This is a genomic window from Hymenobacter lapidiphilus (genome assembly GCF_003417065.2).
Lineage (GTDB): Bacteria > Bacteroidota > Bacteroidia > Cytophagales > Hymenobacteraceae > Hymenobacter.
Window position 1 is genome coordinate 35,483 of the sequence record NZ_QVLT01000028.1, and the last position, 18,608, is coordinate 54,090.

General features: G+C 60.1%; 13 protein-coding genes and 1 pseudogene. 11 read left to right on the forward strand and 3 right to left on the reverse strand.

The window, feature by feature from the left end; translation table 11 throughout:
* Positions 1-9: 9 nt before the first annotated feature.
* From D0N36_RS14645 to D0N36_RS19750, 3 genes are all read left to right on the forward strand, one after another.
* On the forward strand, positions 10-501 hold the full coding sequence (locus D0N36_RS14645) for a DUF4385 domain-containing protein (protein ID WP_116942603.1): 492 nt from the start codon (positions 10-12) through the stop codon (positions 499-501).
* A gap of 243 nt (positions 502-744) precedes the next feature.
* Positions 745-972, forward strand: coding sequence for a hypothetical protein (locus tag D0N36_RS19745; RefSeq protein ID WP_242478933.1), 228 nt, complete (start codon positions 745-747; stop codon positions 970-972).
* A gap of 83 nt (positions 973-1,055) precedes the next feature.
* Positions 1,056-1,226 carry a hypothetical protein gene (locus tag D0N36_RS19750; protein ID WP_242478934.1) on the forward strand — a complete coding sequence of 57 codons (171 nt, stop codon included), beginning with the start codon at positions 1,056-1,058 and terminating at the stop codon, positions 1,224-1,226.
* A 203-nt stretch (positions 1,227-1,429) separates the two neighbouring features.
* On the opposite strand, the gene D0N36_RS14655 is transcribed toward D0N36_RS19750, so the two are convergent.
* Positions 1,430-2,764: an inorganic phosphate transporter gene (locus D0N36_RS14655; RefSeq protein WP_317191482.1), complete on the reverse strand. Its 1,335-nt coding sequence runs from the start codon at positions 2,762-2,764 to the stop codon at positions 1,430-1,432.
* A 341-nt stretch (positions 2,765-3,105) separates the two neighbouring features.
* On the opposite strand from D0N36_RS14655, the gene D0N36_RS14660 reads away from it, so the two are divergent.
* From D0N36_RS14660 to D0N36_RS14670, 3 genes are all read left to right on the forward strand, one after another.
* Positions 3,106-4,629, forward strand: a complete 1,524-nt coding sequence (locus D0N36_RS14660; RefSeq protein WP_116942604.1) for a glycine--tRNA ligase — start codon at positions 3,106-3,108, stop codon at positions 4,627-4,629.
* An 86-nt stretch (positions 4,630-4,715) separates the two neighbouring features.
* Positions 4,716-4,949 (forward strand): DUF433 domain-containing protein, encoded by a 234-nt coding sequence (locus tag D0N36_RS14665; protein WP_116942605.1) that lies wholly within the window; start codon positions 4,716-4,718, stop codon positions 4,947-4,949.
* Between the two features lie 21 nt (positions 4,950-4,970).
* Positions 4,971-5,306, forward strand: coding sequence for a DUF5615 family PIN-like protein (locus D0N36_RS14670; protein ID WP_116942606.1), 336 nt, complete (start codon positions 4,971-4,973; stop codon positions 5,304-5,306).
* A 76-nt stretch (positions 5,307-5,382) separates the two neighbouring features.
* Here the strand turns inward: D0N36_RS14670 and D0N36_RS14675 are convergent, their stop codons facing one another.
* On the reverse strand, positions 5,383-5,781 hold the full coding sequence (locus D0N36_RS14675) for a hypothetical protein (RefSeq protein WP_116942607.1): 399 nt from the start codon (positions 5,779-5,781) through the stop codon (positions 5,383-5,385).
* Positions 5,782-6,016: 235 nt separating this feature from the next.
* Between D0N36_RS14675 and D0N36_RS14680 the strand changes: the two genes are divergently transcribed.
* The 5 genes and pseudogenes from D0N36_RS14680 (at position 6,017) to rnr (ending at position 17,967) form a co-directional block, all read left to right on the forward strand.
* Positions 6,017-8,446, forward strand: a complete 2,430-nt coding sequence (locus D0N36_RS14680) for an efflux RND transporter permease subunit (RefSeq protein ID WP_116942608.1) — start codon at positions 6,017-6,019, stop codon at positions 8,444-8,446.
* A 180-nt stretch (positions 8,447-8,626) separates the two neighbouring features.
* The gene (gene ileS / locus D0N36_RS14685; protein WP_116942609.1) at positions 8,627-12,007 is read left to right on the forward strand and encodes an isoleucine--tRNA ligase; all 3,381 of its coding nucleotides are present in this window, start codon (positions 8,627-8,629) and stop codon (positions 12,005-12,007) included.
* A 262-nt stretch (positions 12,008-12,269) separates the two neighbouring features.
* Positions 12,270-12,929, forward strand: coding sequence for a lipoprotein signal peptidase (locus tag D0N36_RS14690; RefSeq protein ID WP_116942610.1), 660 nt, complete (start codon positions 12,270-12,272; stop codon positions 12,927-12,929).
* A gap of 92 nt (positions 12,930-13,021) precedes the next feature.
* Positions 13,022-15,120: pseudogene (locus D0N36_RS20345) on the forward strand (ABC transporter ATP-binding protein).
* Between the two features lie 198 nt (positions 15,121-15,318).
* The gene (gene rnr / locus D0N36_RS14705; protein ID WP_116942613.1) at positions 15,319-17,967 is read left to right on the forward strand and encodes a ribonuclease R; all 2,649 of its coding nucleotides are present in this window, start codon (positions 15,319-15,321) and stop codon (positions 17,965-17,967) included.
* A gap of 95 nt (positions 17,968-18,062) precedes the next feature.
* On the opposite strand, the gene D0N36_RS14710 is transcribed toward rnr, so the two are convergent.
* Entirely contained in the window at positions 18,063-18,572 is a 510-nt protein-coding gene (locus tag D0N36_RS14710; protein ID WP_116942614.1) for a TonB family protein, read from the reverse strand.
* Positions 18,573-18,608 lie beyond the last annotated feature (36 nt).

Genomic DNA, 18,608 nt, shown 5'->3' on the forward strand with positions numbered 1-18,608 from the left:
CCGCCGCCTATGCCCTTCGACTACAACCTCGATTTCACTGCCGTGGATTTCCGCCGCCACCCCGAGCTGTACCGGGTGGGCAAGGGCGAGCAGGGGGTACTGCTGGTGCAGCCCTATAAAGGCGAGATTCTGCCCCACTGGCGCTTCCGAACGCCCGAGGTGGCCCGGGAGTCGGCCGATACCATTTACGGGCTGTTTGAGGCCTACCTGAAGGCCTCCGACTTTGTGGGCGCCGACATGGCCCGCAAGTTTCTACAGATGGGCTATACCCGCGCCCGGCGCTACGCCAATCACCGCGGCGGCAAAAAGTACGACGGCCCCGTGCCCGACGACAAAAAGGGCCAGAGCGGGTCCCACGGCCGCGCCGAGCTGCCCCGCGCGCCCGAAGACCCTGTAAAAGCCGAAGCCGCTGCCATCTTCAAGGCCAAATGGGACGAGGCCCGCGCTAATCCAGACTACCAGGAGCAGCGCGCCGAGTTTCAGGAGCGCTATGGCAAATGAGCCTCTTGTGAGCTGTTAGCTGACAGCGGTTAGCCCTTCGCTTTTGGCGTTTAGCCCATAAAGCCGTTAAGCGAGCCAAGGCAGATAACCTGACCTATTGGTTCGCCCGTACCTTTGAGTACTTGTTCAGAAACTGAGTCGGCGCAAACGCAAGCCCGGGAAGTAGCCAAGTAAAACAAAACCTATCAGCCAACCGCCGGTAGCTATGAGCTTAAAAAACCTTCACCCTTTTCCCTAGATACCATGCAAACCCCCACCCAACCATCCAGCACCGATGAACATGAAATCCGCCTCGGCACCGGTATGGGGCCGCTCAAGTTCGGCGCTTCCCAGGACGAGGTTCGCTCGCTGATGGGCGAGCCCGAGGAGATTGAAGAGTCGGAAGATGACGACGAATTTGAGCACAGGCCTGGAACTACCTCGACGAAGGCTACTCGCTCTACTTCGACCGCGAAGACGATTACCGCCTGAGCTGCATCGAAACCGACCACCCCGGCATCCGCCTCTACGGCGAAGCCATCCATGGCCGCAACCCCGAGCAGATTCAGGAGCTGATGCAGCGCCACGGCCACGAGCACAGCGAAATAGAGAAAATGGACACCGGCGAGATGCGCATCTCCTACGAAAAGGAAATGATTGACATGTATTTCGAAGATGAGGAGCTACAGTTCGTCAACTTCGGTGTCTTCATCGATGAGGATTTAGAGGTGCAATGGCCCTCCTAAACGGCAGTTATCCACAAAATCCAGGTTTTTAGCTGTTGATAAGTTGATAACTTCTTCATTCCCCGTCTTTTCACAGCTTTAGTAATTAGTTTTAGGACGGTTGCCCCATTCTGACACTGGGCTGAAAAACAGCTATTCATCAAAAAAGCCGCCCCGGAATCCGGAGCGGCTTTTTGTCTTATTCCGGGATGCTGCTAAGCAGATTAGCCCGGCAGGATGGCGCGGAACAGCAGGAACAGGAGGCCCGACAGCGTCATGGTCACGGGCAGCGTGAGCACCCAGGCCAGGGCAATATTGCGCACCATCACGGGGTTCACGTTTTTCACGCCCCTGCTGGCCACCATGCTGCCCGCAATAGACGAGGTGAGCACGTGGGTGGTAGAAGCGGCAAAGCCCAGCGCCGAGCTAATGCCAATCATGGAGGCCGTAATCAGCTCCGACGATGCGCCCTGGGCGTAGCTCAGATGCTCCTTGCCAATTCGCTCGCCAATGGTTTTCACGATGCGCTGCCAGCCCACCATCGTGCCCACGCCCAACGACAGCGACACGATGATAAATACCCAGGTGGGGGCGTAATCGGTGAACGACTTGAGTCCTTTCAACCCATCGTCGAGCGTCTGCCGGTCGCGGGTGCTCAAGCGGACTTTGTCGCTGTCTTGGATTTTTTTGGCGCGGTTAGAAACCAGTAGAATACCCTTGCGAAGATAGAAGCGGTCAGATTCCGGAATCTGTTCTACCTGCGTTTTACCTTCGAAAATACGGTCCAGTGCGTTGGTTTGTACCCGTATTTCAGCTACCATTTTCTGGTCTTCCTGGCTGAGCTCGGCCACGTTTACGCGGCTCATCACCTGCTCTACCCGCACGAGTGATTCGCGCATATCGAGCGGGTTTTTGGTGTGGTCGAGGGCGAAGTAGGTGGGCACAATACCGATGAGGACGAGCATAATCAGGCCCACACCCTTCTGACCGTCGTTCGAGCCGTGAAAATAGCTGACCAGCGTACAAGTAACTACCAGAATCAGCCGGATCCAGAGCGGTGGTGGCTTATGCTTGTGGGGCTCCTTGAAGATGGATTTGTTCTTAACCACCCGCCGTAGCAGAAACATCAGTAGAATAGTCAGGGTGAAACCGAAGGCCGGACCGAGGAGCAGGGCGATGCCGGTTTCACCCGCTTTGCCCCAGTTTACGCCCGAATTGACCACACCGGGCAGGAAACTATAGGCAATGCCCACGCCTAGGATGGAGCCGATAAGCGCGTGCGAAGACGAGGAGGGCAGCCCGTAGTACCAGGTGCCGATGTTCCAGATGATGGCGCCGATGATGAGCGCGCCTACCATGGCAATGCCGTGGTACACGTTCTGATCAACCAGACTCTCGACGGGCAGCAAATACACGATGCCCATGGCCACGGCTACGCCGCCGGTAAGCACCCCGATGAAGTTCCAGAACGCCGACCAGATAACGGCCACCCAAGGGCGCAAGGCATTCGTGTAGATGACCGTCGCCACGGCGTTGGCCGTGTCGTGGAAGCCATTCACGAATTCAAAAGCGCAGGCTGCTACCAGGCACAGACCAGCAGCATCAGCACATGAGGCTCTAAGCCGAACATAGGGGAGGAGTTGGATGAGAAATCGGGAAAAATAAAACCCAAAGGTACTTTGACCCTTAAGCAGCGCAAGATTATGAAATTGTTACCGCACCAGTGCGAAGCCGGCTGAAGCGCTAAACGCAAGGTGGCAGATAAGGGTTGAAACCTGCGTCCGGACCACCGAAAAGCCTGTTTTGCGCCGGCTTGCGGTTACGGACAAGGCTTTGGCTACTTTTGCCTGTCGTTGCGCGCTTCGTCCGCAGCAACCATTCCATCAACCCTACATCTGCCATGAGCAACGCCCCCAAACCCGCCGCCGCGGCCACTACCGAAGGCACGCTGGCCAACATCGTGTCGCACGCTAAGGAGTACGGCTTCGTATTTCAGTCGTCGGAAATTTATGACGGCCTGGCCGCCGTGTACGACTACGGCCCCAACGGCGTGGAGCTGAAAAACAACCTCAAGCAGCTCTGGTGGAAGGCCATGACCCAGTTGCACCAGAACGTGGTGGGCCTGGATGCCGCCATTTTCATGCACCCGCTCACCTGGAAAGCTTCGGGCCACGTCGATGGCTTTTCGGACCCCATGATTGACAACCTCGACAGCAAGAAGCGCTACCGCGCCGACGTGCTGCTCGAAGACCGGGCCGCCGAGCACGAGAAGAACGGCGAGCTGGCCCGCGCCGAAACCCTGCTGGCCGAAATGGGCCGCCTGCTGACGAGCGAGGACCTGCTCGGTGTCAAGCAGCTCATTATTGATGAGCAAATCGTCTGCCCCGTCAGCAAAACCGGCAACTGGACCGAGGTGCGCCAGTTCAACCTTATGTTCAGCACGCAGGTTGGCGCGGTGGCCGAAGATTCGAGTCAGATTTACCTGCGCCCCGAAACGGCCCAGGGCATTTTTGTCAACTTCCTGAACGTGCAGAAGTCAGCCCGCCAGAAGGTGCCGTTTGGCATTGCCCAGATTGGCAAGGCCTTCCGCAACGAAATCATAGCCCGGCAGTTCATCTTCCGGATGCGCGAATTCGAGCAGATGGAGCTGCAATTTTTCGTGCGCCCCGGCACCGAGGGCGAATGGTACGAGCACTGGAAAACCATGCGCCGCCGCTGGCACGAAGTAATGGGCCTGCCCGCCGACAAGCTCCGCTTCCACGACCACGACAAGCTGGCCCATTACGCCAAGGCCGCCGTTGATATCGAGTACGAATTCCCGTTTGGCTTCAAGGAAATCGAGGGCATCCACTCCCGTGGCGACTTCGACCTAACCCAGCACCAGGCCCTGTCGAAAAAGAAGCAGCAGTACTTCGACGCCGACATCGACCCCGAAACCGGCAAGGCCTACGGCAACTACGTGCCCTTCGTGGTTGAAACCTCAGCCGGCGCCGACCGCCTGTTCCTGGCCACGCTCTGCCAGGCTTATCAGGAGGAAACTATTACGGAGGGCGAAGGCGAGCAGCAGCAGACCAAAACCCGCACCCTGTTGCGCCTGCACCCAGCCGTGGCGCCCGTGAAAGCGGCCATCTTCCCGCTCGTGAAGAAGGACGGGATGCCCGAGAAGGCCACCGAAATCTTCAACAGCCTGCGCCACGACTTCCGGGTGATTATGGAGGAGCGCGACGCCATTGGCAAGCGCTACACCCGCCAGGACCTCATCGGCACGCCCTTCTGCATTGTGGTGGATGGCCAGACGCTGGAGGATGACACGGTAACAGTACGCCACCGCGACTCGCGCGAGCAGACCCGCATGCCCATCTCGGAGCTGCACGGCTACATTGGCGAGGCCGTGAGCTTCTCACGGATATTCGAGCAGCTGTAAGCATTGCGCTAACGCAAGATGAAGGCCCCGTTCCAGTACAGGAACGGGGCCTTTTTGTATCTTGGCAGACCTTCTTCTTGTCAGCTATGCAGTATATCCACGACCGAATTACACTCGACCCGCACCTGTGCGGCGGTAAGCCGACCATCCGAGGGCTACGCCTGACGGTGCAGACGGTGCTGGAGTTTCTGGCTGCCGGCGACTCACCGCAGGATGTGTTGGAGAGCTATCCGTTTTTGGAAATGGCCGACATTCAGGCTTGCCTACGATTCGCATCCGAGAATCTGGCCCGGCAGAATTTTATCAGTTTCGCAGCCTAAGCCTAAGCAGTTCGGAGCGAGATGGCCAAATACTTAATCGACGCCAATTTGCCGCACCGTTTTGCCATCTGGCACACGCCAGATTACGAATCGGTACCTGACCCTACGTGGAGCGATGAGCAAGTGTGGAAGTATGCCGTTTTACACAACCTCACTGTTATCACCAAAGATGTGGATTACGAAGTATTGGTCGCGGCGCAGGCGCCGCCGCACGTTATCCGGCTCTGCATTGGAAATATGCGCCGCCGCGACTTGTGGCAGTTTCTGGAGCGAGTGTGGCCGGCCGTACTACAGGCCAGTGAGAAGCCCGGCGTGAGGCTGACGCGCGTTTTTGCCACTCATATTGAAACCACCTAATGGGCTAAAAAGCCGCCGGCCGGTCATCCTGAAGTCAGGGCGACCGGCGGCGGCTTTTTGGCCCGCTAGGGGTTGCTTAGTTCTCGCTCAGCCACTGGGTGGCGTCGTGGCGGGAGGTGAAGTAGTTGAACTCGACCTGGGCCGGCGGCAGGGAGGAGGAGGCCAGCGAATTGCCAATCTGATACTGATACTGGCCTTCTGAAACGAGGGCGGCAATAAACAGGGACTGGTCTGGCTGCCGGGCTACGGCTTCGCCGAGCGGGGCCAGCAGCTCCTCCAGGTCGTCGGTGGGGGGGGCATTGCGCTTGAGGTCGAGTAGCAGCCTGCCAATGTTTTGGGCCAGCATTTCCTCCAGCGCCAGCTGGTAGGCCTGTCCAAATGAAACCGACAGGCCGGTAGCCGTGTAGCTCAGCAGCAACGTTGCGGAATCAGCGTCGAAGGTGAGGGATGTATCGGGCGAATGGTACAATACCATGCTGGTTTAAAATTAACAAGACAATATTAGGATAGTGCAATTAAAGATGATTGCAACCGTCTGAAAAAGCTGTGTTTACGAGAATTGCTGCGCAAAATGTTTCATATATTTCAAATAAAAAATATTTTATCTAAAATAATTCTCGGCTGAAGCGGCTGGCCATCCGGCACTTACTGGCTGGCCAACGCCCGCTACCTGAACCGGGTTGCGTACCTTTGCTGCATTTTAACGGTCTATGTGGCGGAATCTTGCCCTGTTTGTAATTAAGAATCGTCGGCTGCTCGTGGGGCTGCTGGCGGCTATTACCGTGTTCATGGCCTGGCAGGCGCGCAAGGTGGAAATGACCTACGATTTTGCCCAGGTAGTCGCACCCGACGATCCGGACATGGTGTATTTCCAGCAGTTCAAGCGCCAGTTCGGCGAAGACGGCAACGTGCTCGTGCTCGGCATGCAGGACAGCTCCGTGTACGAACTGGGCAAGTTCAACCAACTGCACCAACTCACCGACACGCTTAGCCAAGTGGAGGGCGTAAGCGGCGTGCTGAGCGTAACGCGGCTGCCGCGGCTCGAAAAAGATACCGTCAACCGCACCTTCCGGGCCGTGCCCATCTTTCAGGGCCCGCCCCGCTTCCAGGCCGAGCTCGACTCGCTGATGCGGGTGGTGAACGAGCAGCAGTTTTATAAGGGCCAGCTGATTTCGCCCACCACTGGCGCCACGCTGCTGGCCCTTACCATCGACCCTAAATACCTCAATTCGAGCCGGCGCGAGGCCGTAATGGCTGAAATCCTGGGCCACGCCCACCGCTTCGAGAAGGACGCCCAGATCCGGCTGCACTACGCCGGCCTGCCCTACGTGCGGGCCACCATGACCACCAAAGTGGCTTCAGAAATGAAGCTATTCGTGGGCCTGACCATCGTGATGATGGCCCTGACGCTGTTCATGTTCTTCCGGACGTGGTCGGCGGTGGTGTTTCCGCTGCTGATTGTGCTGATTGTGGTGACCTGGTGCATCGGGAGCATGGTGCTGATGGGCTACAAAATCAACCTGCTCACGGGCCTGATTCCGAGCATCATCATCGTTATCGGCATTCCTAACTGCACTTACCTGCTCAGCCGCTACCACTACGACTACCGCAAATCGGGCAACCAGGTGCTGGCCATGACGCGGGTGGTGCGCAAAATCGGCCTCGTTACGCTGATGAATAACACCACCACGGCCATCGGCTTTGTGGTGTTCTGCTTCACCAACATTGCCATTCTGTTCCAGTTCGGGCTGGTGGCCACCATCAATATCTACGTCGCCTTTCTGGTGTCGTTTATTTTGATGCCCATCATCTTCACCATTCTGCCGCCGCCCACCACCAAGCAGCTGGAGCACCTGGAGGCCAAGCCGCTCATCAAGCTGCTGGAGTTTTTCGATTACCTGGTGCTGGAGCGCCGCCGCACGGTGTACCTGACGGCCCTGGCGCTGGCCGTGCTGGCGGGCGTGGGGGTGAGCAAGGTGAAGTCGGTATCGTATATGGTCGACGATTTGCCCAAAGATTCGTCGGTGAATTCCGACCTCAAGTTCTTCGAGCAGCACTTTAATGGCGTAATGCCGCTGGAAATTGTGGTAGACACCGGCAAGGCGAAAGGCCTGCTGAAACTCAAGAACCTGGAGCGCATCGACCGGCTCGAAAACTACCTGCGCACCCTGCCGGTTCTCACGAGCCCGGTGAGCGTGGTAACCGCTCTGAAGGCCTCCAACCAAGCCTTTTATAACGGCAGCCCCGAGTTCTACCGCCTGCCCGACAACTCCGAGAAGAACTACATCTTCAGCTACCTGGCCCGCTCGCAGAAGCAGCCCGGCGCCGAGGGCAACCTTACCGGCAAGCTGCTCCGCTCGTTCACCGACAGCACCATGCGGGAGGCCCGCATCTCGCTCAAAATTGCTGACATCGGTTCGCAGAACCTCGACACGCTGCTCACCAACCAGATTCGGCCCCAGATTGACAAGATTTTCAAGGACACCGACCTCACCGCCCGCCTCACCGGCACCACCATCATCTTCACCAAGGGCAACGAGTTCCTGATTGGGACGCTCAAAAACAGCCTGCTGCACGCGTTTATCCTGGTGGGCCTGGTGGTGCTGATTCTCTTCCGCTCCTTCCGGACGGTGTTCTTCGCGCTGTTGCCCAACTTCTTCACCCTGCTGCTCACGGGCGGCATTATGGGCTATTTCGGCATCCCACTCAAGCCCAGCACCGCCCTCATTTTCAGCATCGCGCTGGGTATCGATGGCGACAACTCCATCCACCTGCTGGCCAAGTTCCGGCAGGAAATGGCCAGCAACGGCCGCCGGGTGCGAGCCGCCATCAGCACCACGCTGAGCGAGGCCGGCACGAGCATGATTTACACCAGCATCGTGCTGTTTCTGGGCTTTTCGGTGTTTGCCTTCTCGGAGTTCGGCGGCACCAAAGCCCTGGGCCTGCTCATGTCGGCCAGCCTGCTTATCACCAACTTCTCTAACCTGATTCTGCTGCCCTGCCTGCTCGTTACCTTCGAGCACGGTACCAACGAGGATATCATCGACCAGTCCAGCATTCGCCACTACGACGATAACTACCACGCCGAGGACGACGACCTGGAGCTGGATTTGGGACGGATGAAGCCCAATAAAAGCTAGCCTTTAGTCACCTCACCCCCTAGCCCCCTCTCCAAAAGGAGAGGGGGAACTAGTCTAAAAATTGAATTCGAATCTAAATTCTAGCCCGTTGCATCTACTTCTAGTTCCCCCTCTCCTTTTTCGGAGAGGGGGCTAGGGGGTGAGGCGACCGTGAGGAGGCTGGAAATACTTACCAACAAAATGTCCTACCCCGAATACAAGCAGCCGCTCAATTATGGCCAGGTTGGCACCGATATCCTGGCGTGGTGGAAGCAGAACCACATCTTTGAAAAGAGCGTGAGCAGCCGCGAAGGCCAGCCCACGTTCGTGTTCTACGAGGGTCCGCCCTCGGCCAACGGCGCGCCCGGCATCCACCACGTGATGGCCCGGACGGTGAAGGACATCTTCTGCCGCTACCAAACGCTGCTCGGCAAGCAGGTGCCCCGCAAGGGCGGCTGGGACACCCACGGCCTGCCCATCGAGCTGCAGGTGGAAAAGGAGTTGGGCATCACCAAGGAGGACATCGGCAAGAAAATCAGCATTGAGAAGTACAACCAGCGCTGCCGCGAAACCGTCATGCGCTTCAAGGCCCAGTGGGACGACCTGACCGAGAAGATGGGCTACTGGGTGGACCTCGACGACCCCTACATCACCTTCGAGCCCGAGTACATCGAAAGCTGCTGGGCGCTGCTCAAGAAGCTCTACGACAAAGGTTTTCTCTACAAAGGCTACACCATCCAACCCTACTCGCCGGCGGCCGGCACCGGCCTGTCGTCGCACGAGCTGAACCAGCCCGGCACCTACCGCGACGTGATGGACACGACCGTCGTGGCCCAGTTCAAGGTGGTGCAGGATGCGACTTCGGAGAAGCTCTTCGCGGCTGATGACGCTGTTCCGCTCCACATTTTGGCCTGGACGACGACACCCTGGACGCTGCCAGCCAACACCGGTCTGGCCGTGGGCAAGAACATTCCTTACGCGCTGGTGCGCACGTTCAACCCCTATACCGGCACGCCTATTCGGGTGGTGCTGGCAGAGGCGCTGGTGGGTAAATACTTCACCGAGAAGGGCAAAGAGGCGTCGTTTGAGGACTTCAAATCCGGCGATAAAGTATTGCCCTGGCGCATTGAAAACACCTTCAAAGGCTCCGAACTCGTCGGCATTAAGTACGAACGGCTCTTCGGCCACGCCACCGGCTATCCGGCTTTCGAGGGCGAGGAAAATGCCTTCCGCGTGATTCCCGGCGACTTCGTGACTACCGAGGACGGTACCGGCATCGTACATATCTCGCCAACGTTTGGCGCCGACGACTTCCGGGTGGCCCAGCAGAACGGTATTCCTGCTTTGCTGCTGGCTGATGCCGAGGGTAAGCTCGGTCCGATTGTGGACCGTACTGGCCGCTACGTGGCCCAGATGGGCGAATTTGGCGGCCGTTGGGTGAAGAACTACGACGACCACGACCAGAGCGGGGCCGACTACAAAACGCTCGACGAAAGCATTGCCATCCGCATGAAAGGCGACGGCACGGCCTTCAAAGTGGAGAAGTACGAGCACACCTACCCGCACTGCTGGCGCACCGACAAGCCCGTGCTCTACTACCCGCTCGACTCCTGGTTCATCAAGACCACGGCGGTGAAAGACCGGCTCATCGAGCTCAACAAAACCATCAACTGGCAGCCCGCCAGCACTGGTATCGGCCGCTTCGGCAACTGGCTCGAAAACCTGGTCGACTGGAACCTGAGTCGCTCGCGCTACTGGGGCACGCCGCTGCCCATCTGGCGCACCCAGGACGGCACCGAGGAAATCTGCATCGGCTCGATTGAGGAGATGAAGCAGGAGATTGACAAGGCCGTAACGGCCGAAATCATGACCCATAACCCCTACGCCAACGGCGAAAAGGTGGACCTGCACCGGCCCTACGTGGACGATATTTTCCTGCTGAGCCCCAGCGGCCAGCCCATGTATCGGGAGCCTGACCTCATCGACGTGTGGTTCGATTCCGGGGCCATGCCCTATGCTCAGTGGCACTATCCGCTCGAAAACAGCGAGAAGTTCCACCAGAATTTCCCGGCCGATTTCATTGCCGAAGGCGTGGACCAGACCCGCGGCTGGTTCTTCACGCTGCACGCGCTGGCCGTGATGCTGGAAGACTCAGTGGCCTTCAAGAACGTGATGGCCAACGGCCTCGTGCTCGATAAGAACGGCAACAAGATGAGCAAGCGCCTCGGCAACGCCGTCGACCCGTTTGCCACCATCAGCCAGTACGGCCCCGATGCCACGCGCTGGTACATGATTGCCAACGCCCAGCCCTGGGACAACCTCAAGTTCGACGTGGCCGGCATCACGGAGGTGCAGCGCCGTTTCTTCGGCACGCTATTCAACACTTACTCGTTCTACGCCCTCTACGCCAACCTCGACGGCTTCCATCCGGGCCAAAAACCGCGGGTGCCGCACGCCGAACTGGGCGAGCTGGACCGCTGGATTCTGAGCAAGCTCCAGTCGCTCATCCTCGAAGTACGCGGCCACTACGACGCCTACGACCCCACCAAGGCCGCCCGCGCCATCCAGGATTTCGTTACCGACCAGCTCTCCAACTGGCACGTGCGCCTCTCGCGCCGGCGGTTCTGGAAGGGCGAGCTGACCACCGATAAGCGCGCTGCCTACGAAACGCTGCAGGAGTGCCTCGAAGTGGTGGCCCAGCTCATGTCGCCCATCGCGCCCTTCTTCGCCGAGTGGCTCTACCAGAACCTGAATACCGACAACCAAGCCGCCGATAAGGCCGAATCCATCCACCTAACGCTGCTCGTGCAGGCCGATGAGGCCCGCATTGACAAGGCGCTGGAGGAGCGGATGGAGCTGGCCCAGCGGATTTCCTCGCTCACCCACTCGCTCCGCAAGAAGTCGGTGCTGAAGGTGCGCCAGCCGCTGCAACGCATTCTGGTGCCGGTGCTCAACGACCGCACCCGCGAGCAGGTGGGCAAGGTCGAGGACCTGATTTGCGCCGAGGTGAACGTGAAGCACGTGGAGTTTCTCGACGACACCAGCGGCGTGCTGGTGAAGTCGGTGAAGCCCAACTTCAAACGCCTAGGCCAGCAGTACGGGGCCAAGCTGAAAGCCGTGGGCGCCCGCATCCAGCAGATGACGGCGGCGGAAATCAGCCAGCTGGAGAAGGAGGGAAGCCTGACGGTGGAAATCGACGGCGAAACCTACACCCTGGCCCCCGACGACGTGGAAATCCGCACCGATGACCTGCCCGGCTGGCTCGTGGCCACCGACGGCCCCCTCACGGTGGCCCTCGACGTGACCCTGACCGATGAGCTGCGCCGCGAAGGCGTGGCCCGCGAGCTGGTGAATCGCCTCCAGAACCTGCGCAAAGACAGCGGCCTGGAAGTACAGGACAAGGTGAACGTGACGCTGGGCCAGCAGCCTGAGCTGGAAGCTGCCGTGCAAAGCTTCGGCGACTACATCAAAGCTGAAATCCAGGCTCTTACCCTCGACTTCGCCCCCGAAATCAGCGGCGACACGGTGCTCGAATTCGACGAGTTTTCGGTACCCGTCCAGCTGCAGGTGGCAACTGCCTGAGGCTGAGTTGCCAACGCCGGCTCCAAACCGGCGGTTGGCACACCGGCGCACAAAGCGTTGAGCCGGCCCCGAAATCGGGCTCAAAAGGGCACAAACCGACCATCAGTACATATACTGCCCGGCAAACAGTCGGGCTTCATGGCCACGGGACCAAGTCTAAAAATCTTCGTCCCTTTGTGCTACGAGAGGGAACGAGGCGTTAAGCTGACAGCCTGTCAGCACCGTACCCCGTTTCTCACTTTTAACCGCTCACTTCTCCTGAATGAAGTACTGGAAATACTACCTCGTGGCGCTACTCGTCATCGTCATAGACCAGCTCTCGAAATGGGCCGTGCACCGCTATATGCCCATGGGTATGGGCGGCGAAATTCCCGTGTTTGGCGACTGGTTTAAGCTGCACTACACGCTCAATCCGGGCATGGCTTTCGGTGTAGAGCTGCCGGAGCCCTACGGCAAGGCGCTGCTGACGCTGTTTCGGCTGGTGGCCGTAACGGGCATCAGCTACTATATTTACCGCCTCTGGAAGCAGCACGCGCCCAATGCTCTCATGATTTGCATCGCCCTGATTCTGGGAGGCGCCATCGGCAACTTGGTCGACTCCATTTTCTACGGCGTCATCTATGATAACGCGCCTTTCGGAGCCTCCACGCCCTGGCTGCACGGGCAGGTAATTGATATGCTCTACGTGGACATCTACGAAGGCATTCTGCCCTCTACCTGGCCGCTGGTGGGTGGTGCGCACCTCTCGCTCTGGCCCATCTTCAACATTGCCGACGCCGCCATTTTCGTGGGTGTAGCCCTGATTCTGCTGTTTCAGAACCGCTTCTACGGCGAGCATTTCGAGGCCGCCGAGGCTGAAGAGCGCGCCGCCAAAGAAGCCGCCCAGGCCCGCCGCGACGCCGAGGCGCCGGAAGTGGCGTAAGTGTCAGTTGACAGTTGACAGTTCCACGGCCCGCCTCATGGGGGGCGTTTGCGTAGCGGACTAAGCCGTGTTGCGCCCATTATCTTTACCACATGCCCGCTCCCATACTCTCCGTCCGCGACCTGACCATCGACTTTCACAGCCACCGCGGCAATACGCGGGCCGTGGAGGGCATTTCGTTTGATTTGCACCGGGGCGAGACGCTGGCCATCGTGGGCGAATCGGGCTCGGGTAAGTCGGTGACGTCGCTGGCACTGATGGGACTGGTACCGATGCCGCCCGGCCGGATTGCGTCGGGAGAGGCGCGGTTTCAGTCGGAGGCGCTGGGCGAGGTAGACCTGCTGCAACTCACCGACGCGCAGCTGCGGCAGGTGCGCGGCAACGACATCGGGATGATTTTTCAGGAGCCCATGACCTCGCTAAACCCCGTGTACCACTGCGGCCCCCAGGTGGTGGAGGCCCTGCGGCTGCACACCAGCCTGAGCGAAAAAGAGGCCCACGCCCGCACCGTGGAACTGTTCACGATGGCCCGCCTGCCCCGGCCCGAGAAGATATTCGCCAGCTACCCCCACGAAATCAGCGGCGGCCAGAAGCAGCGCGTGATGATTGCCATGGCCATGGCCTGCAACCCCGCCCTGCTCATTGCCGACGAGCCCACCACGGCCCTCGACGTAACCGTGCAGGCGCAGGTACTGCGCCTCATCGACGAGCTGCGCCGGGAACACAATACGGCCGTCATCTTCATCACCCACGACCTGGGCGTGGTGGCCGAAATAGCCGACCGGATTCTGGTGATGTACCGCGGCCGGGTGGTGGAGCAGGGCACGGTGCTCGACATCTTCACCAACCCCCAGCACCCCTACACTAAGGGCCTGTTGGCCTGCCGCCCAAAACTTTCAGTAGGCCGCAAAAAACTTCCCGTAGTGGCCGATTTCATGCAGGAAACGGCGACGGGAGCTTTATTTCCACTGGAAGCGCCACTGCGCAAGTAATTGAGGCTGAAACGGCTGATGGAGCTGGACCGTTACCTGCCAGCGGAGCCGACACCACCAAAATGTTTCCCGTGGAACATTCTGTTTCACGCCCCGAAACCCCGCATTTCGGCCTCGAATCGGCCCCCTCGGCCGAATCGGGCCTGCCGCTGCCACTCGCTATCGACCCGCTGGCGGAGGCCTCGCAGATGACCTTAACACCTCAGGCACCCCAGGCGTCCCTGGGCCCAAGCCCTGGACTAGTTAGCGTGTCGCAGAACGACGGTATAGGGAGTGGGGGAGATGTAGCAGCAAGCGAAGCCGTAGAGGCAGCTGCTCCGGCCACGCCCCGCTCCGTGGGTCAGGGTTTCAACTCTGGGGCATCAGGCCCCAACAGCCCGCTCCTGGAAGTCGAAAACCTGCAGGTGTACTTCCCGATTCGCAAGGGCTTTTTCAGCCGGAAGCAGGAGTTTGTGCGGGCCGTGGATGGGGTGAGCTTCGCCATTTACCCGGGCGAAACCGTGGGGCTGGTGGGCGAATCTGGCTGCGGCAAGACTACGCTGGGCCGGGCGCTGCTACGGCTGGTGGAACCAACGGCCGGCCGCATCCTGTTTGGGGGCGACGATTGGGCCCAGCTACCAGCTGAAGCCCTGCGGCGGCGGCGGCGCGATTTCCAGATGGTGTTCCAGGACCCCTACGCCGCCCTCAACCCCATGCTGACGGTGGGCGAGGCTATCTGGGAGCCCATGCGAGTACACGGAGTAGGCGGCAGCGGTGAGCAGCAAAAAGCCAGGGTGCTGGAGCTGCTGCGCACGGTGGGCCTGCGCGAGGAGCACTTCATGCGCTACCCGCATGAGTTCAGCGGTGGCCAGCGCCAGCGCATCTGCATTGCCCGCGCCTTAGCCCTGCAGCCCAAGTGCATCATCTGCGACGAGTCGGTTTCGGCCCTCGATGTATCGGTGCAGGCGCAGGTGCTCAACTTGCTCAACGACCTCAAACGCGAGTTCGGCATCACTTATCTATTCATCACCCACGACCTCTCGGTGGCCCGGTTTATGAGCGACCGGCTGTTGGTGATGCGCCAGGGCCAAATCGTGGAAAGCGGCCCCGCCGCCAACATCTACGCCAACCCCCAGCACGAGTACACCCGGCAGCTGTTAGCCGCTATTCCCCGCGACTCGCCGGCCGATATCCGCGCCGCCGTGGCCAGCCGGGCGTAGCAGGAGGCTATACAGAGCACAGTAAAGCATGATATTCTATTAACCCCGATATAGTTATTCCTCGTTATATTCCGTAGTATCTTACGGCGGCCGCTGTGCCGCTTCCTTTTTCAATTTCCCGAAGGCGTTCAACTGGAAGCCTTCCCCTCATTCAACCTCTGCCGCCTGAGAAAACGACAATACCGGCGGCCCGACTACATGAAACAACCCTCTCAATCGGCCCCCCGCGCCTCCCGCGCGAAGGCCACTTCTACCGAGCCCGCGGCCGCCGCGGCCCCTATCAGCCAGGACCAGATTATGCGGATTTTCCGCGACAACCCCGGCAAAGTCCTCACCTACCGGCAGCTCTCGCGCCGCCTTGGCGTAACCACCAAAGACCAGCGCGAAGTGGTGTTTGCCCACCTGCGCGAGCTGCGTGAGCAAAACCAGCTGCTGCTGATTCAGAACGACGAGTACCGCCTGACCGACGAGGCTCAGGAGACTCAGGCTGCCGCTCCCAAGGGCCGTCGTAAGGGCGCCGCCGCTAAGCAAGGCGAGGAGGTGGAAACCCCAGCTACGCCGGTTACCGAGCCCGGCGAGCTGCCGCCTGGCAAACGGCTGCCCCGCGGAGGTCGGGTAGCCGAAAGCGAATTCGGCCAGAACCCGGTGGTGCACCGTCGCCGCGAAGCCGGCTTCGACTTTGCCGATGCCGACGACCCGCAGGCCCCGCGCCGCCGCCGCGAGAGCGGGGGCGACACCATTGTAGGCACCGTGGCGCTGGCCACCGAGAAATACGCCTTCGTGATTAGCGAGGAGACGGAGAACGACGTGCGCGTGTTCACCGACCGCCTGCGCTTTGCCATGCAGGGCGACACCGTGCGCCTGCGCCTGCGCGGCTCCCGCGATGGCCGCCCCGTTGGCGACGTGGTAGAAGTGCTCGACCGCAAGCGCCCCGAGGTAGTGGGCCGCCTGCAGACTCGCGACCATGTATCCTTCGTGAAGGCCGATAACCGCAAGATGTATTTCGATGTGTACGTAAGCCACGACGACCTCAATGGCGCCCAGAACGGCGACAAGGTGCTGGTGCACGTGACCGAGTTTCCGGAGGACGGCTCCGACCGCTCGCCGGCCGGCGTAGTAGTCCGGAGCTTCGGGCAGGCCGGTGGCAACGAAGCTGAAATCAACGCCATCATGGCCGAGTTCGGACTGCCGTTTGAGTTTCCGGCCGAAGTGGAGGCCGATGCCCAGGCGATGCCCGTGGAGATTCCGGCCGAGGAAATTGCGCGCCGCCGCGACTTCCGCGACATCACCACTTTCACCATTGACCCGGCCGACGCCAAGGACTTTGATGATGCGCTTTCCATTCAGCAGCTCGAAAACGGGCACTGGGAAATCGGCGTTCATATTGCCGACGTGACGCATTACGTGCGCCTCGATACAGCCCTTGAAAACGAGGCCCGGAGCCGCGCCACTTCGGTATACCTCGTGGACCGCGTGATTCCGATGCTGCCCGAGCACCTGAGCAACGGCCTCTGTTCGTTGCGGCCTAACGAGGACAAGCTGACTTTTTCGGCCGTGTTTGAGCTGGATGAGAATGGCAAGCTGTACTCGACCTGGCTGGGCAAAACCGTCATTCACTCCAACCGCCGCTTCGCTTACGAAGATGCGCAGGAGCGGATTGAGGGCCTTGAATCGGACTACACCCAGGAGGTGCAGCTGATGAACCGCATCGCCAAAAAGCTGTGCGCGGCCCGCTTCAAACAAGGCGCCATCAGCTTCGAAACCCAGGAAGTGAAGTTCCGCCTCGATGAGGACGGCAAGCCGCTGGGCGTGTACGTGAAGGAGCGCAAGGACGCCCACAAGATGATTGAGGAGTTCATGCTGCTGGCCAACCGCAAGGTGGCCGAGTTCGTCTTCAAGCTGAAAAAGACCAAGCCGCGCTTCACGATGGTGTACCGGGTGCACGACTCGCCCGACCCCGAGCGCCTGCAGAACTTCGCTCTGTTCGCCAAGAAATTCGGCTACCACCTGGAGCTGAAAGACGTGCAGAAGCTTAGCACCGAACTCAACGACCTGAACCTAGAAGTGGTGGGCCGCCCCGAGCAGAACGTGCTCCAGACGCTGGCCATCCGCACGATGGCCAAGGCCACCTACACCACCGACCCGCGCGGGCATTTCGGCCTGGCTTTCGAGCACTACTCGCACTTCACCTCACCCATCCGCCGCTACCCCGACATGATGGCTCACCGCCTGCTCGAGCACTACCTTGAGGGTGGCAAGAACGTGGAAGTGGAGCCGATTGAGGAGGAGTGCAAGCATTCGTCGGAGCGCGAGAAACTGGCTGCCAGCGCCGAGCGCGCCAGCATCAAGTTCAAGCAGGTCGAGTTCCTGCAGGACCACATCGGCGAGCAGTTCACCGGCGTGGTTTCGGGCCTTACCGAGTGGGGCATGTACGTGGAAATTGCCGAAAACAAGTGCGAGGGCATGATCCGCATCAACGACATTCCCGGCGACACCTTCGAGCTCGACAAGGACAACTACCGCCTCGTGGGCCAGGGCAGCAAGCGCATCATCCAGTTCGGCGACGAGCTGCAGGTGGAAGTGAAAGCTGTGAACCTGCTCGACCGCACCATCGACTTCGCCCTGGTAGACGACCGCCCCGACGACGTGAAGCAGCGCGAGCAGCAGGAGCGTCGCGAAAACGGCAGCCGGCCCCGTGGCGGCCGTCCTGAGCGCAACGGCGGCGGCAAGTCCGGCGGCCGTGGCGAGGGTGGCCGTAGCGACGGCAAGAACAGCAGCAACAGCGCCAGCGGCCGTTCCGACGGCAAGAGCAGCAGCAAAGGAGGCGGGGGCAAGCGCCGCCGGTAACGCCCCGGCTGGCAAAACCCGAAGTCTGAATTAAACGAGAAGCCCCTGTTACCGGCAACGGTAGCAGGGGCTTTTTGCTGACTATGGCCAGCCGCCTACCGAAACTCTACCGGTACCGTCAGCACCATATCGACGGGCTGCCCGCCGCGTTTACCTGGGGTAAAGGTGTTCAACCGGCCTACCGCCGCCACCGCCGCGGCATCATAGGCCGGGTTTAGGCCCCGGCCCGGCACTACCCCAATGCCGGATAAGGCCCCTGATGCCAGCACCGTGAACTGCACCATCACCTGCCCACGCTGTCGGGGGCCGGGCGGGCGTTTCAGGTTCCTGCTGATGACTGTGTACATGGCCTGCGCCCCGCCTAGAAAGCTGGGCATCGACTCCACCCGTACGTACTTGCCTGTAGTAAGCGCTACCGAATCGGGGGCGGCGGGAGTTGTTGGATTGGCCTTAGGAGCTGTTGGCTGCCGGTTCGTTTTGCGGGGCAGTGGCACGATGGGTGCGGCCGGCCGGGCATCCCAGCGGTTGTAACTCTCCTGCGCTACGGCTATTGCCGGGAGCAGCAGCAAAATCAGCAGTGGTAGTAGCAGGGGTTTGGCTCTCATGGCACGGAAGATACGAAGTTGGGCGAAGCATTGCTT